Raw genomic sequence first — 16,182 nt, forward strand, 5'->3', positions numbered from 1 at the left:
CGCTCTGCTTAAAACATTCGCTTTAAGCCATCAAATATAGTCTCGAAGAAAGTAGACAGGTTTAAACCGTTGCTGTGATTAAAGTAGATGAATATTAAAAGGATAATCACTGCAGCTATAATGAACTTCCTAAATGCAAAAGCCAAAAAGATGATCAGTGCAGGGAATAATATTAACCACATACTGTTGATCACATACGGAGTTAAGGTGCCGTCCTTTTTATGAACATATAAAAGTTTGCTGTGGGTGCCAGTATCGTTCTGATGTTTTATATATACAAAGGCCGACCGTTCCAATTGTAATGGCAGCACACCAACACCTCCATTAAATTTAATAGGCTGGGTAAAACCGCTTACACTAAAAGTGTAAGTGCCATTAATCTTTTCTATAGGTATATCTAAAGAATCAGCTGCTATAATGGCAAGCTTGCTGTTTTTGAGCAGGCTCTCTTTAACTATAAAATTATTGATGTCTGCATTTTGAGCAAAGCCGGAAACACACATTACCAACAGCAATATCAACAAATATATTCTTCTCATTCTATAGATCGTTTATTGTAAATCAGATACCCCAAATGTAGTAAAACCCCGTTTCTTTTTATCGGGTCGTCATATAAATTGTAACTAAAACTTATAGGCCCAACCGGGGTATGGTACACCAGCCCTGCAGTTGCCGCATACTGCCATTTGGTAAGCGGTTTCATACGGTCTATTCCCTGGAAGCCTACCTTCTCAAACTTCTGATATGGCAAAAACACATAACCTTCAACTCTTAAGTCAAGATTTCTTTTAATGCTGTATACGTTTTTAATTCCTCCTGCAAAGTAACTGGTGGCCCTAAAGTTTTCTAAAAATACAGATCTGCTGTCTTGCAATGGATAAAATGCAGGCGAAGCAAGTATAGTAGAGTAGTAGTTAGAAAATAAAGGCTGGTTTGAAATTACAGCTTCGAGTAGGTATCCTAAAGAATATTTATGTTTTGCGAGGAAGTAATTTTCATCGCTAACCTTTAAATTGAACCATTGCCGGTATTTTCTGTTTACTTCAGTTTTGCTTGCCACAAGTTCCGCAGATTCTGTTAAACCGTCGGTAATGTTGCCGGGTGTGTAGCTCTCTCTCCCTGCAAAATAATTCAGACTTAACAGGAAATTACGGCCCTTATTGGCGTATTGCTTGCGATTAAAGGTGTACTGTTCAAAAGCAAAGGTAGATCTGGAAGCATTGAACACAGTTTTGTCTAATTTATTCCCAATCTCAAAGGTGTTATTCGGACTATAGCCATCGTAATTGTTAATAAAGGCAGTATTCAGTGTTACCTTGGTATTCCGGTTTAGCGGAAAACCGATCTTTAAATCTATTTTTCTATCTGTCTGCTCAATATATGTAGGATGAGGGTTTTCAATAAAAATAKAACTGGTTTTATAGTAGTCAAAGTGATTATAGGTCATTTCCATAGCAAGGAATAATGGTAAACGAGAAGGATAATCTATCCTTCCATTTACTTGTATAGATTCGTAAAACCGCCCCGAATATAAGTTAGTGCCAAAAGTATACGATTTCTGGTTTAGGTAGTTGTACTGCATTCCAAGAAATACATTACTGATTGGTCGGGTGGATATGTTCCCCCCAAAGTCAATTTTAAAGCTTTTTTGTGGTTTGGCTACAATTTCGAAATTATAACTGTCCGACACCGGGTTGTACGTTATCTTGGGGTAAATGGTTTCAAAGGTTTCATCTGCTACAAGTTTGTAATAGCCTTGCTTAATATCATCAAGGTCAAAGGTGTTTTGATCTCTTTTGAAAAGACGCTCGATGTATTTTTTTTGCTGAGCATTTACTCCGGATACGGTTACGCCGCTAAAAAGCAGGTTGGGTTTTTTATTGTTGAACTGAGTTCTTTTAATCATCAGATCTCCTGTGGTTATGCGTCTGCTTATCTTTTTCTTGATCTGGTCCATATCGGCAATGGTTGCATCATAGCCTTGTTTTATCAGTTCCTCTACCGGGTTGAAATTGGTTGAAGTATACCCCCTTAGGTTTGGCTGGATATAAATACCATTTGGGCCAATAAGGGTAGAGTCTGATTTAGAAAGAAACATAAAAACCATTAGGCGGTTCATTAACCGCTCATCATTGTTTTTAGGGTATTCATTGAAGTTTTTTGAAGATACATTTGAGCCAATAATTACATCAGGATTAAAAGTATCTCTCATTACATCGGCCGGAAAATTATTATACAGACCGCCATCAAAAACGTACTTGTCGTCTAATTTTATAGGTCGGTAAATCAAAGGGACAGTCATGGTTGCTCTAACGGCATCGGCTAAACTGCCTTTTTTTACGGTTATGCTATTTTGCGACAACACATCAGATACCATGCAGCGGTAAGGGACAAACAGATTGTCGAAATTATCTTTTGAAATAGCTGATGCCTGGGCAAAGAGCTCTAGCAGGGCGAAGTTTAAAGGGATATCATTTACCAGATTTGACCTGAAATTGAATCTTAAATTAGAGTCGACAGAGAGCTTTGCTGTAATTATTGAGGGGTTAATGTTTTTCTTCTGAAAGAAGAAGCTGTAATCGCTCTTGAATCTTCCGCTTACCCAATCCTGAAAATTGCTGCTTAAAGCTATTTTCTCTATTTCGGTTGGCGAATACCCCGCTGCATACATTGCACCAACAATGCCACCCATAGAAGTTCCGGTAATGTAATCAATTGGGATATTGTTTTCTTCGAGTGCTTTTAATATGCCTATGTGGGCAAGCCCCTTGGCCCCACCGCCACTCAGTACCAAGCCTACCTTTTGCGCATTTACATTTAATGCGGTTATAAATAGAAAAAGGAAGAGTAATCTTTTTATAAGCATGGCTCATAAAAATAGGAGTTTTATTTCATAAAGGCGATCTGATTAATCAGTTTAACGAAAATATGCTGTAGGTTAAAATGGTAGCAAAGCCGACCCATAATATATACGGAATGAAGAGTAAACCTGCAGTTTTGTCAATTTTATAGAATACCATTGCGTTTATAATGATGACGAGCAGCAGGGCAATGATTTCAAAAAGTGCCAGCCCAATTTCGTGGGCGTAAAAGAAAAGGAACGACCACATTACATTTAAAACAAGCTGTATAAGATATATTGCAACTGTACGATTGAAATGTTGAACTTCTTTTCTTTTTAACCAAACCAGATAGGCGGCAATTCCCATTAAAATAAAAAGGGTAGTCCATACCGGTGGAAATACCCAATTCGGTGGGTTAAAAGAGGGTTTATTTAGGGTTACGTACCATGTTTTAACATATTGAGAAGTAAACCATGCGCCGATAGCACCCATAGCTAAAGGAATAGCAATATTAATAATAAAGGCAAATGGTTTAAATCTCATGTTCTGTTAAATTGTTGTGCAATGTTACAAGTTAATTTTCTTTAACAACAATCATCCAGCCTTTGTTTTTTGTTACCGGGATCTCATCTATTGCAGCAAAAGTTTTTGAGGGTTGAAAGTTCTTAATCTCAGGGGCAGTTATTGTTGCCTTTGCCGGGTCAATTCCCAATGCTTTCCAGTCTATGCTCAGTTTTATTTTTGTATCCTCTTTAGCCCAGCTTGCAAGTGCTATCAGCACACTTTTGTCTTTCTTATAAATGGTTGCCAATACATCAGGGTTGTTGGTTTTAACCGGATTGTTTTCTACCCAATAGCCGATCATTTTAGTGCCCTGCATACCAAAATCATCCCAGGCTTTCCATATTGCACGAGGGTCTGCGCCATCGCTCCATGGCATGCGGTTAGTCATTCCGTAAACCATTCCGCGCCATGCGTTACCACCGTCTTGCAGCATTTCGCCCATTAGCCCGAATGGTATGCCCGAAGATTCTGTTAAAAAGAAATCAGGAGTGCTTTTCTCGTAGTCGAAATACTCACCAAACCATAAACGGTTTAGATAAGGGAAATGCTCCATATATAGGTTTGCACTGTTGTTAAAGCCATCGCTTTTATTGTATTGGTTTGCCGAGTGCAGGTCTATAATGCCAGGATGTCCGTTTTGGGTAAGTACACTTTTTACGCGTTTCATTGTAGTTCTGTCGAAAGCTACATCATCCRGATAGAGCCCGTCTATGCCAACATTATTAACCAGCCAGTTCATGCCTTCAACATAATAGTTGTGCCAGCGGCTCATTCCACTATTCACAACAGCTGCATCTTTTATTTCGGGTACATACCATGCCGCTATGTAATCTTCGCCAAGGTGTTCCTGTAACCAGGAATAGCCACCGCCTTTACCTGGCGAGTAAATTTCGTGACCCAAGCTGCGCAATGGGAATGTCTCGTAAGCACTGTTCGATAACTCGCGGACCGTATTGTAAATTTTAACCTTAAGCCCCTTTGAATGTGCTTCATCAATATAGGTTTTCATTTCCTTGTGGGCAATAAAAGGGTAATTGATGAATGGATTAATAGGCGTAGCATGGTGTATGTTTATTAGTGTTGCACCTGTTGCTTTAATGGTGTCCAGATTGTTGTATTTATGATAAAAGCGGTTGCTCCACTGAAAGTCGGTATTGATTGGGTGGAAAGGAGTGATTAGTAAAGTGAAGTTGTAATATAACGTATCGCCCTTTTTCATCAGGCGTTCTCCGCTGTAATTGTCGGCCAGAATGGCCTGTCCTTTTTTAGCGATTTTAATACCGCCTTTACCTTCGTTGCCCCATGATGTTGGCAATAGCAAAGGTTTCTGTAAATAGAAGTTTGTATTTAAAGGACGTACATAATGATTGTCTCTTAGTGAATATTGTAAACCTGCATTTACATCGCCTATCCAGGCGCCATCCTGGTTTTTGTTGGCTACATCCCATTTCCAGTTTAAGGAATCCGGGCGATAACCACCTTTCTGACCAAGGCCCATCATGTATTTAGCAGCGGTTGGGGTGAAGGGAAGATGCAAGCTGATGTTGCTCAGTTTAATATCATTTACAGCGATGAATTTAACTGTATACGATACAAAACCATCAAATTCAAGTGAGGCATTTACCTCCATGTTTAAACTGTCGGATGTGCTTTTTGAAGTCCACTTTGCAATGCCCGGCTGCTTATCTGTAAAGGTAATTTCGGAAGTTTTAAATTTAATATCTTTATGGTTTGGTCTAGTTACATGAAAATGAACAGGCTCGGTAAGGATGTTTTTTGGAGTGGCCGATAATTCTGTCATCTCCGGTGTAAAGAATGTTTGTATCTGAGCAGGTAAGCCGTCCTGATTTATGGTGAACTTTCTGCCCAGCAGAGAAATGGTTTTGTCGTTTATAACAAGAGGAATGTAAGGAGCAATAACCTCATTTTTCTCTGCCATGGTTGAATTTAACCATTTAAGTCGGGTTTGTTTTTGCGGTTCATTTATACCTCCATCTGCCAGGACAGTGTTGTTTACTGTTAGCACAATCCGGATAATTGTACTGGCCGAGCCTTTGGCGCTAACAGTTGCTGTACCTGTATAAATACCTGCGCTAATGTCTTTAGGGATATCAGCAAGTATCCATAAGGCCTGAACTTTGTTTTTGGCTACGTTTACAGTTTTATGTAACGGGCTGCCATCCCAGTTAACGCCATCGGTATTTAAACATGAAAAAGCTTTTGCAGAAATGGATTTGCCTGCCTTATTTTTTAGATCGCTGAAGGTAACTTTAACATCATTAATATCTTTTTTTACCGGATAAATACCGAGCTGATAGGTGTAGTTTTCTCCTTTAGATGCTGTTCCGGAGAAAGCGTTCTTTAATCCTTTTGTGATCCATAACTGAGGCAGATCGTCCTGCATTTTTATAGGATTAACCCTGTCTTCAGTAAAAACAAGATAGTCTTTTTGTGGATGTTGTTTAATCAGGTTTTTAGTTTCTGCTGCGGTAGCAATTACTTCCATAGGGTAGAAACTGCTCATTGCATTAATTGCCTCTATGCGTACAAGTTTGGCAGGTACAGCGTTTGCGGTTGATTTTGGCCACTGACTCTCAGCTGTCGGAGCCTTTCTATACTGAGCATTTGGGTAATTTGAACGTCCTTCTACCTGGTACGGCATGTAGTAAACATAATAAGTGCCGGCTCCTGAGGTTGGCTCAAAATAGATGGTCCCTTGTTCTCTGCTGATGTTTGCCGCCTTTACATCTGTGATTCTGCTGTTGGTTTTTGCATCAACCACCCAAATATCCTTAAGCTCGGGATGGGTGTCTCTTCTTCGCCATTCGATAGTTGCTTTTGCTACATTTCCAGCTGCGCTTACCGTTAGTACAGCTCTATGGTTCCCCAGAGAGTCGGGATTCCAACTGTCGTTTCCGGTACCGTATTTAATTTGTTGAGCGCTAACTCCTGTAATCAGGAATAAGATGAAAATGAGTACTAAAGATGGTTTCATTGTGTGTTTTAGATTTAATGGTAAAAGTAACCATTCTGTTAATAGACTGGTAATATTTCAGATTTCCTATGCAAAACGTCTTTTTTTTAAAATAAAAGATGGAAGTTTGTTTTCTTGAATAAATTAAGTTTAAATGAGCGATAAAAAAGGATTTACAACCACCATACTTCATTCAGACCGTCTTTTGAAACCAGAATTCGGTGCATTACATCAACCTGTTCATAACGCAGTAACCTGGGGATACGATGATGTCCAGGGCTTGGTAAATGTTTTTCAAAACAAAACAAAGGGTTATGCTTATTCCCGTCAGGGCAATCCAACAACAACTGCACTTGAGCATAAAGTAACACAAATGGAACAGGGTCTTGCTACTGTTTCTTTTGCTACCGGAATGGCTGCCATTTCTTCTACCATACTGGCTTTAATAAAAGCAGGCGACCATATTATTGCAAGTTCATACCTTTTTGGTAATACCAGAAGTATTATGCAGACATATATGGAGATGGGCCTGAGCATCTCTTTTGTTGATGCAACTGATGTTCAGAATATTAAAAATGCCTATCAGGAAAATACCAGAATGGTATTTGTAGAAACCATTGCAAACCCTGCTACCCAAATATCAGATCTAGGTGCTATAGGTGATTTTTGTGAAGACAAAAAATTGATCTATGTAGTAGATAATACAATGACATCACCTTACTTGTTCCGTCCGGTTGCAGTAAAGGCTAGTCTTATCATTAACTCTTTAACAAAATATATTGGCGGTCATGGTAATGCATTAGGTGGAAGTGTAACTGATACGGGCTTATTCGATTGGCTTAGCTTTCCTAACATTGCACCAATAATCCGCGAGCAGATCCGTCCGGAAATGCAGGGAATGACGCAAATAAGAAAAAGAGGTTTACGTGATGGTGGTGGCACGCTTGCTCCTGAAGCAGCGCATAGTATTTCTGTGGGTTCTGAAACTATTGCTTTAAGGCTTGAACGTGCTTGCAGTAACGCGGCTACACTTGCAGAATTTCTGGATAAGCATTCTTTAATCAGTAAAGTTTATTATCCTGGATTGAAAAGTCACCCTCAGCATGAACTTGCTTCAAGCTTGTTCCATCGCTATGGCGGATTACTGAGTTTTGCACTAGTTGATGGCATCGATTGCTTTAAGTTCCTGAATGAGCTTAAACTGGTTATCAAATCAAGCAACCTTGGTGATACCCGTACACTTGCAATTCCCGTTGCTCATACCATATTCTTCGAATTAGGTAAAGAAAGACGGGATGAAATGGGAATCCCTGATTCTATGGTTAGATTGTCTGTAGGTATTGAAGATACAGAAGATCTTATTGGGGATTTCAGTGCTGCTTTTGAGGCCGTTTCCAATTAATAATTGTACAAAAGAAATAGAATGAATAGAATAATAGCGTGCTTGTGTTTAAGCATTTTCATCTGTTTTGCAGCGAGTGCACAACAGAATAAGATTTCAGGAACGGTTAAAGACGCTAAGGGAGTTCCTGTTGATGCAGTAACGGTACAGGTATTAAATACAAATTTAAGTACAGTTACAGATTTGACAGGTGCTTTTGAACTTGTTAATGTTCCCTCGGGCAAAGTAAGTTTAAGGTTCAGCGCGGTGGGTTATGCAGCAATAAATAAACTGGTAACCGATGATAACAGGAGCCTGAATATTACTTTAGAAGATGCCGGGTTGAAGTTGGATGAAGTAATTGTTTCTGCACAGAAAACTGAAGAAAATGTTCAGAATATACCTTCCAGTATATCTGTTTTTTCATCAGCAAAAGTGAATGATTACAGGATACAGAACACCAGAGATTTGTCGGCTATTGTTCCAAATCTTTATAGCAGTAACCCTGGTGATGGAAGGAATGTAACCTCAATAAGAGGTATTACTACAACTTCTTACGATCCGGCGGTAGCTACATATATTGATGGTGTAAATCAATTTGGATTGGATACATACATTTCTTCTCTGTTTGATTTAGAACGGATAGAAGTATTGCGTGGCCCTCAGGGCACTTTGTATGGCAGAAATGCAATGGGTGGGGTAATTAACATTATCACCAAAAAGCCCGCAAATTATACAACTGGTTTTGCAGGTGTTGATTTCGGGAATTATGGTCAGCAGCGTTATAGCGCAGGTATCAGAACTGCTCTAATTAAGGATAAGTTGTTTTTTGGTGCAGCAGGTCTGGTTAACAGGCAAAGTGGATTTTATACCAATGAGTTTAACAATAAAAAATATGATCGTTTACATGGCTACCTGGGAAATTATTATCTGAAATTTCAGGGCAGTTCAAAGTTTGATTTAACTTTAAATGTAAAACATAATGAGAACCGTAATGACGGAACATTTCCATTAGTGGCTTCTGTTGAGGATGCATTAAGTAGCCCTTTTAAAGTAAACCAGAATACGTTAACAAAGATGTTTGATAACTTGTTTAACGCTTCATTGTCTGCAAATTATGCTGGTGATGGTTTTAATTTTACTTCTCAAAGTGCTTATCAGTCTAACTACAGGTATTATGATAAACCCATAGACAGTGATTTTTCACCGATCGATGGAATTTCTCTTATTAATAACTATGGTAAGGACTGGAATAAAATACAGGTTTTAACTCAGGAGTTCAAGTTCAGTTCTCCTTCATCGTCTACTTCAAAGCTTAAATGGGTAGGAGGCGTGTATGGCTTCTATCAGAAAAACCCGGTAAAACAAGGCTTGTCTTTTGGTGAAGATGCGGAAATGGTAGGGTCTATGCCTGGTCTTAATATCATAAGTATTAACAAAGGGAAGGGCTTTGGCTTAGCTGCTTTTGGGCAGGTTAGCTATGCAATAACAGATGAGTTGTCGGCCACTGCCGGTTTACGTTATGATTATGAGCATAAAAAGCAAGGGGTATATGGAGAGATGTTAATGCCTGGCGAGACGCAGCCTATAGTTGAACAAAAAGATACCAGCGCAACTGCTACTTTCAACGCATTATCTCCTAAAGTTAGTCTTGCTTATTTGTTTGTGGCTGACCATAGCCTTTATGCAACTTACAGCAGAGGTTTTCGTGCTGGCGGTCTTACACAAATCGGTTCCGACAGAACTGCAAGACCTTTAGTGGCCTACAAACCAGAATATGGTAATAATCTGGAGTTTGGATCTAAAAATACCTTTTTCGATCAACGCTTAAGCGTTAATGTTGCCGCTTTTTATGTTAGACTTACAGATGCACAAATACCTGTACTGATCTTGCCAGATGCAATAACAATAACCAGAAATGCAGGAAAATTAAGTAGTAAAGGTGTTGAGGTTGAACTTTCGGCCAGACCTGTTAAAGGACTAAGCGTTGATTATAACTTTGGCTATACTGATGCAAAATATAAATCATTGAGTTTGCCGGTAGATAAGGAGGTTGTGAATTTTGATGGCAACAAACAGATCTACACACCGGAAATGACTTCTATGCTTGCATTGCAGTACGGCTATCAAATTGAAAACCTTAATAAGCTGAATTTGATTGCACGAGGTGAGTGGGCGTATACAGGAGATCAATTTTTTGATCTTCAAAACCGGTTTGAGCAAAAAGGCTATCATCTGTTCAATGCAAAAATTGGTGTTTCTAATAAGAGATTTGACGTGTTTTTCTGGGGAAGAAATTTGAGTGATAAAACCTATGTAGATTATGTTTATGATTTCGGTGCTGCCCATTTGGGTAATCCGAAAACATATGGAATTTCACTGGCAGGAAGGTTTTAAAGGTGATTCTTAAGTGACCGTCCAGGCGCTACCGTCATCCATGTTTAAACAAGAGATCTCTCACATGCGTTCGAGATGACGACAGCGTTTCAGACGATCGCCTAAATTATTTCTTTTGCTGAGAAAGGAAAGTAACAAGTGAAGCAAGTTCATCGTACGACAATGAATTGGCTAAACCCGCTGGCATCATAGATGAATCCATTTCTTTGCGCGATAAGATATCGCTTGCTTTAATAGTGAAAACTTCACCGGCAATATTACGCATCACAACCTTAGCAGCTGTTTCTTCAGTAATAAAGCCCATATAAGTTTTATCTCCCTTAGCAGAGATCATCACTGTAGCAAATCCTTGCGAAATTGAAGCACTTGGTTTAAGGATAGACTCAGCAATTTGCTCACGATTCATAATAGAACCGATTTGGCCCATAAATGGTCCTTTCATTTTTTCGCCTTTGCTGATGCTATGGCAGGCAATACATCCCTGACGGGTAAATAATGCTTTACCTTTAACCGCGTCACCTTCTAATTTATTGATGGCCAATAAAACATCCTCAATAGATGATTTACCAACCTGGCCTTTTTGATTCTTAATCTTTTCAAGATCTACTTTAGGCTCTTCGGTAGCAGCAACTTTTTCTTCGGTAGCAAATGCAGTGATATCCATACGATTGCGGGCATCTAAGTCTGCGAAAAATTGCTTGCCGCTGGCACCTTTTTTCTCTGATTCTCCTACAAGGAATTTCTCTATGGCCGGAGAACCTTCCCATAATACTGCTTTATAGTATGGACCGTGAGAATCTGGTCTTGTACCCCACCACCATGACGCATCATAAGCATCTTCTTTCTTATAAAGTCGAGCCAATGTTGTCAGGATTTGTGTTTTAAACTTTTCGTCATTCGATTTCTGATACGCATCAATTAATGCATTAACCGCTTTTTGATCATGCATATAACGTAAAGCCCACAATGCAAGCGTTGAATTTTCACCATTAATTGCTGCTATAGTAGCATCCACAGCTTTAAGGTTTATTAATGCCTGTACAGCTAAGTGAGGTTGAACAATAGCGGGATTAGGAGTAGCATGAGGACCCTCTACATCTTTAGCAGGTTCTACAAATGATGCAGGAACTTTGGTTTGTAATAGGGCAGTGGCAGTTTCTACATGTCCTAAACGACCTAGTCCTATTGCAGCAACAGCTTGAACACGTGGAGAAGGATCTTTAAGTCCCTCTAAAAACGGCTCAGTTGGAACATTTTGTAAGTTGTTTTTGCGATCTGCAAGTGTTTTCAATGCGAACTCTCTCATCGCATCTTCTTTTGTAAATGCTAATAAAGCAGGGATTCCATCAACACCAGCAGCTTGTGCATAAGTGTAAATACCAGCAACACGTGCATATAAAGGAAGTTTTTTGTCGGAAGCAATTTTTAAAGCAGCTGCAGTAGCTTGTTTGTTCGAACGGTTAATCAGCTCCTGCGAAGCAGCTAAACGGGCTACTGCACTGGCTGATTTAAGCAATTCTGCTAATTGTTTAACAGAGGCTTTTTCAACATTTGGGAATGCTTTATATGYCCAGTTGTTTGGTACTGCACGAACTACATAACCTTTACTTGGGCTACCAGAATAACCTGCGCCATCCCATGCAGAAAGGTAAAGTCTGCCCGATCCGTCAACATCTAAATCTGTGATTTGAGGAAGTTTAATAAACTCTTCTTCTTTTTGGGTGAAAGTAGGCCCATCAGGTGTAACTCTATGGATATAGAGCATGCTTCTTCCCCAATCAGCCATCATTGGAACGTTGTTGTATTTTTCAGGCCAGGTTGGTTCGCTCATAAATAAAGCGCCGGTACCTGAACCTCCACCAACATCTACTAATGCCGGTAATATTTCATCAGTAAAGTGTTGAAACAAAACAGGATATCCATATTCTCCAGATTGGATAAAATGCGAAAAGCGAACATTCCATCCACCACCATCATTGGTGTTTTCTCTTGTGAAAACATTCATGTACGGATCAATAGCCACATCATAAACGTTACGCGTTCCATGAATAAATATTTCCATTTCGGTGCCATCAGGGCGCACGCGGACAATACCACCACCAAGCATGGTTAGTTTTTTGCCAGAACGATCTACTGCATTATGAAATCCAAAATCACCAACAGAAATGTAAATCCAACCATCTATACCCATTCTGATTCCATTTGTAGCGTGGTCTGTTCCACGTTCCTGAATGTATTTAGTATTACTAAGGTTTTCAATTAGAGGTTTTGCAGGACCATCAGCCTTTCCGTCACCATCTTTATCTTCAAAAACTACCAGCGCCATTCCTGTAGCTTTACCAGTTTCTTTAGAGAAGGTTGTGTGTAATACAAAGACCTTATCGCCTTGCACGATAATACCACGAGGGTTATCAACCATTGCAAATTCTACATGCTGGTCCATTTTACCATCGTTGTCTTTATCAACAAGTTTAAGGATACGGCCTTTGCCCGGATCTTTTCCTAATGATCCGATCATATCAACACCTACAAAAACTTCGCCTGTTGCAGCAACAGCCAGACAAGCGGGACTTGGTGTAACATCAGGGCCGGCAAACGGCGTAATTGTTAATTCAGGAGGGTCAAAAGAGGTGGTTTTTGGTTCGCCCACGAAGCTTTTTATTCCCAGGAATAGTATCAGGGAATAAATAAGGCTTAAAGAAAATTTAATCATTTGTGTATTCTATTAAGTGTTTACTGTAAGTGTGTTATTGTTTTGCTACTCTTTTTTCTGCCATTAGTTTTTGAACCACTTCCTGTAATTTAGCAGGGCTCTTGGCATACTTTTCTAAATTGATGATTTCAACTTTTCTGAAATCTACCGGATGGCTTTCGCTTTGTAATGAAATAGAACCGCCTTTTAAAAGCTGGCCCTCTGCAGCACCGCCAACAGGGTCTAACTGTGGTCTGGTGTAGCGTAATACCTCTTCGCCATTCACATAGTGAACCACTAAAGAGTCTGCAAGTACAAGAACTTCAACGCGTACCCATTGATCGCCATTGAAAGTTTTTGAGTTAGATTCAATACAATGGGTTTTGATCACTTTGCCGTCTTTTACAAATTGAGTACCAGGGGTACATAGGTTTGCAGTTGAGCGTTCGCCATTGCCAGCGCCGCCCAATAGCTGAACTTCTATAGAGTTAGGGAAATCCTGATCTTTTTTCATCGTAGCAGGATCCTGACCATGGATCATGATGCCGCTGTTGCGGTATGCCCATCCCGGACCGCCTTTTACTTGATCTCCAACAAAACGATACTCTACTCCTATAAGATAATATGAGTAAGGTTTTTTGTAAAACAGGTGACCATATTGCTCATCAAATTCTGAATATTTGTCATATCTAACCTGAATGTTTCCGTCTTTAACACTAAAAGTATTTCCGTAATTGTCATTCAGATCATGCTTTCTTATTTTTACATCCCAGCCATTTAAGTCCTTTCCATCGAACATTTGTTCCCATTTTGGGCTTGGTGAGGATTGCTTAACTGAGCAGCCAAAGAAAATCAGGGGTAAACTCAGGGCAATTGCTACCCTGAACATTGTAGAAATGAAGTTTTGTTTCATTATTGTGGTTTATGTGTAGGTTTTTCATTGTAAACTTAGGAATAATCTTTTTTAGATAAAGCCACTTTGTTGTTTCGACCTGTTTTTTTATTAAATTTTTTCAGTCTCGTAGGTTTTTGGGGCTATTATGTTCATCATGTTACAATTACAATATTGMAGCGCCTATCTTTTTTTTATACTTTGGGCCTTTTAACCGAACCTAACCTATTGTGCGAATTAGCCTCTTTTTACTTGCTTTCTTTTTCTGTTTATCTGTTTCAGCTCAAAAAAAAAATGATGCTTATCAGTTACATATCAATAAAGCTTCGTCGACCATTAAGATAGATGGGGAATTAGATGAGCAAGCCTGGCAAGATGCCGACGTAGCATCAGATTTCTACATGATCCTGCCAATGGATACCAGTTATGCCAAAGTGCGTACTGATGTGCGGATGACCTACGATCAGCAGAATCTTTACCTTTCAGTAGTAAACTATAACGGGGCACCCGGCCCTTATATGGTAGAATCTCTGCGCCGTGATTTTTCCTTTTTAAAAAACGACAACTTTATTATGTTCATGGATCCATTTGATGATCAAACCAATGGTTTCGCATTTGGTGCCAATGCTGCGGGCGCACAATGGGATGGCCTAATGTATGATGGCGGTAAGGTAGATCTGAGCTGGGACAATAAATGGCAATCTGTAGTAAAGAACTATCCCGATAAGTGGGTTTTTGAAGCTGTAATCCCATTTAAAAGTATCAGATATAAGAAAGGTATTACAAAATGGGGGATAAACTTCGGCAGAAATGATCTGAAAACTACGGAAAAAAGTAGTTGGGCACCTGTACCAAGACAGTTTCCATCAGCTTCCTTAGCTTATACCGGTACGCTGGTATGGGATATGCCACCGCCAGACCCAGGTACTACTGTTTCTCTAATCCCGTATGCACTTGGTGGCGTTATTAAAGATTATGAAACGGATAAGCCATCAACATATCGTAAGGATATAGGACTAGATGCTAAGGTGGCTATTACCTCTTCCCTAAACCTTGATCTTACCGTAAATCCTGATTTTTCGCAGGTAGATGTAGATAAACAAGTCACTAATTTAGATAGGTTTGAGTTATTTTACCCTGAAAGAAGGCAGTTCTTTCTGGAAAATGGAGACCAGTTTACCAATTTCGGGTATGCAGGTATTCGACCTTTCTTTTCCCGCAGGATAGGCCTGGGGGTACCCATTAAATTTGGTGCACGCTTAAGCGGTAAATTAAACAAGGATTGGAGGCTGGGCATTATGAATATGCAAACAGAGAAACAGAACTCTACTGCTTTGCCCGCTCAGAATTTCACGGTTGCAGCCCTGCAGCGTCGTGTATTTGCCCGCTCTAATGTTGGCTTTTTATTGATCAATAAAGAATCTTTAAATTATAATCCAAGTGATCTGGCACCGGGCACAGCTACTTATTCCCGTTACAACAGGAACTTTGGGATGGAATATAATCTGGCTTCGGCCAATAACTTCTGGACTGGGAAGGCAATGGTACTTAAATCTTTTAGTCCGGGGAAAAGTGGACACGACTGGACGCATGCCGCTAACCTGCAATACACAAGTGGTAAATGGAACATTAGCTGGCAACATGAATATGTAGGCCGCAATTATACTGCTGAGGTAGGTTACGTGCCCCGCCAGGGATATGTTAAAATGATGCCACAGATTACCCGTCTTTTCTTTCCAAAGAAAGGACCATTACTGAGTCATGGGCCACAAATTACATCTACCAATTTCTTTGATGAAAATATGCACCGTACGGATAACGAGCTGTTGGCATCTTATGGAATGGTGTTTAGAAGCAGGAACACACTTACCGTATGGGGGTCTGGTACTTACATTAAGCTTCTGCAACCCTTTGATCCGGTAAGTACTAAAATAGATACGCTTGTAGCTGGAAGTGAGCACAATTGGACAACCGTTGGGGCCGATTATGTGTCTAAACCTCAGAGCTTGTTTACATATGCATTGAATGCTCGCTATGGAGGCTATTATGCCGATGGTAAACGATTAACATTAGGTGGGGAATTTGGTTATCGTTTTCAACCATATGTAAGTATTGCACTAAGTGCAAACTACAATAAGCTGAACCTGCCCAAACCATGGGGATACAACGATTTCTGGCTTGTAGGCCCAAGGCTGGATGTTACCATGACAAATACATTGTTTCTTACCGGCTTTGTGCAATACAACGAGCAAATGAAAAATATGAATGTAAATACGAGGTTCCAATGGAGATATCGCCCTGCTTCAGATCTGTTTATTGTATATACTGATAACTATTTGCCCGAACCTTTTGCTGTTAAAAACAGGGCTTTGGTAATAAAATTGGTGTATTGGTTAAATATTTAAAAAAATTCATCAAATCTTCATAATTGCTCCCTAT

Annotated in this window: 9 protein-coding genes; 3 read left to right on the top strand and 6 right to left on the bottom strand. The window is 39.7% G+C overall.

Annotated elements, in window-relative coordinates; genetic code table 11:
* Positions 1-8: 8 nt before the first annotated feature.
* The 4 genes from AC1DG9_RS04505 to AC1DG9_RS04520 are packed head-to-tail and all read right to left on the bottom strand — an operon-like array spanning position 9 to position 6,402.
* Complete coding sequence (locus AC1DG9_RS04505; RefSeq protein ID WP_172659509.1) at positions 9-539, bottom strand: hypothetical protein; 531 nt, start codon at positions 537-539, stop codon at positions 9-11.
* Positions 536-2,866: a patatin-like phospholipase family protein gene (locus AC1DG9_RS04510; protein WP_477634346.1), complete on the bottom strand. Its 2,331-nt coding sequence runs from the start codon at positions 2,864-2,866 to the stop codon at positions 536-538. Before AC1DG9_RS04510 ends, AC1DG9_RS04505 begins: the two co-directional genes overlap by 4 nt.
* A 46-nt stretch (positions 2,867-2,912) precedes the next feature.
* Positions 2,913-3,386 carry a TspO/MBR family protein gene (locus tag AC1DG9_RS04515; protein WP_172659511.1) on the bottom strand — a complete coding sequence of 158 codons (474 nt, stop codon included), beginning with the start codon at positions 3,384-3,386 and terminating at the stop codon, positions 2,913-2,915.
* Between the two features lie 31 nt (positions 3,387-3,417).
* Complete coding sequence (locus AC1DG9_RS04520; protein ID WP_477634347.1) at positions 3,418-6,402, bottom strand: glycoside hydrolase domain-containing protein; 2,985 nt, start codon at positions 6,400-6,402, stop codon at positions 3,418-3,420.
* Between the two features lie 133 nt (positions 6,403-6,535).
* Here AC1DG9_RS04520 and AC1DG9_RS04525 point away from each other — a divergent pair, with 133 nt between their 5' ends.
* Together AC1DG9_RS04525 and AC1DG9_RS04530 are read left to right on the top strand one after the other, a co-directional pair.
* Positions 6,536-7,783, top strand: coding sequence for a cystathionine gamma-synthase family protein (locus AC1DG9_RS04525; protein ID WP_337716395.1), 1,248 nt, complete (start codon positions 6,536-6,538; stop codon positions 7,781-7,783).
* A 21-nt stretch (positions 7,784-7,804) separates the two neighbouring features.
* Positions 7,805-10,159 carry a TonB-dependent receptor gene (locus tag AC1DG9_RS04530; protein WP_337716397.1) on the top strand — a complete coding sequence of 785 codons (2,355 nt, stop codon included), beginning with the start codon at positions 7,805-7,807 and terminating at the stop codon, positions 10,157-10,159.
* A gap of 106 nt (positions 10,160-10,265) precedes the next feature.
* Here the strand turns inward: AC1DG9_RS04530 and AC1DG9_RS04535 are convergent, their stop codons facing one another.
* Together AC1DG9_RS04535 and AC1DG9_RS04540 are read right to left on the bottom strand one after the other, a co-directional pair.
* Positions 10,266-12,872 (bottom strand): DUF7133 domain-containing protein, encoded by a 2,607-nt coding sequence (locus tag AC1DG9_RS04535; RefSeq protein WP_477634348.1) that lies wholly within the window; start codon positions 12,870-12,872, stop codon positions 10,266-10,268.
* Between the two features lie 34 nt (positions 12,873-12,906).
* A complete protein-coding gene (locus AC1DG9_RS04540; RefSeq protein ID WP_172659516.1) occupies positions 12,907-13,764 on the bottom strand; it encodes a 3-keto-disaccharide hydrolase in 858 nt (285 codons plus the stop codon).
* Positions 13,765-13,973: 209 nt separating this feature from the next.
* On the opposite strand from AC1DG9_RS04540, the gene AC1DG9_RS04545 reads away from it, so the two are divergent.
* Entirely contained in the window at positions 13,974-16,148 is a 2,175-nt protein-coding gene (locus tag AC1DG9_RS04545; RefSeq protein WP_172659517.1) for a DUF5916 domain-containing protein, read from the top strand.
* The last annotated feature ends 34 nt before the right edge of the window (positions 16,149-16,182 follow it).

This window comes from Pedobacter sp. 05L430 (genome assembly GCF_056397585.1).

Coding starts and splice junctions, on each gene's coding strand:
- AC1DG9_RS04505 (WP_172659509.1), bottom strand. CDS start 539: ATGAGAAGAATATATTTGTTGATATTGCTGTTGGTAATGTGTGTTTCC.
- AC1DG9_RS04515 (WP_172659511.1), bottom strand. CDS start 3,386: ATGAGATTTAAACCATTTGCCTTTATTATTAATATTGCTATTCCTTTA.
- AC1DG9_RS04525 (WP_337716395.1), top strand. CDS start 6,536: ATGAGCGATAAAAAAGGATTTACAACCACCATACTTCATTCAGACCGT.
- AC1DG9_RS04530 (WP_337716397.1), top strand. CDS start 7,805: ATGAATAGAATAATAGCGTGCTTGTGTTTAAGCATTTTCATCTGTTTT.
- AC1DG9_RS04540 (WP_172659516.1), bottom strand. CDS start 13,764: ATGAAACAAAACTTCATTTCTACAATGTTCAGGGTAGCAATTGCCCTG.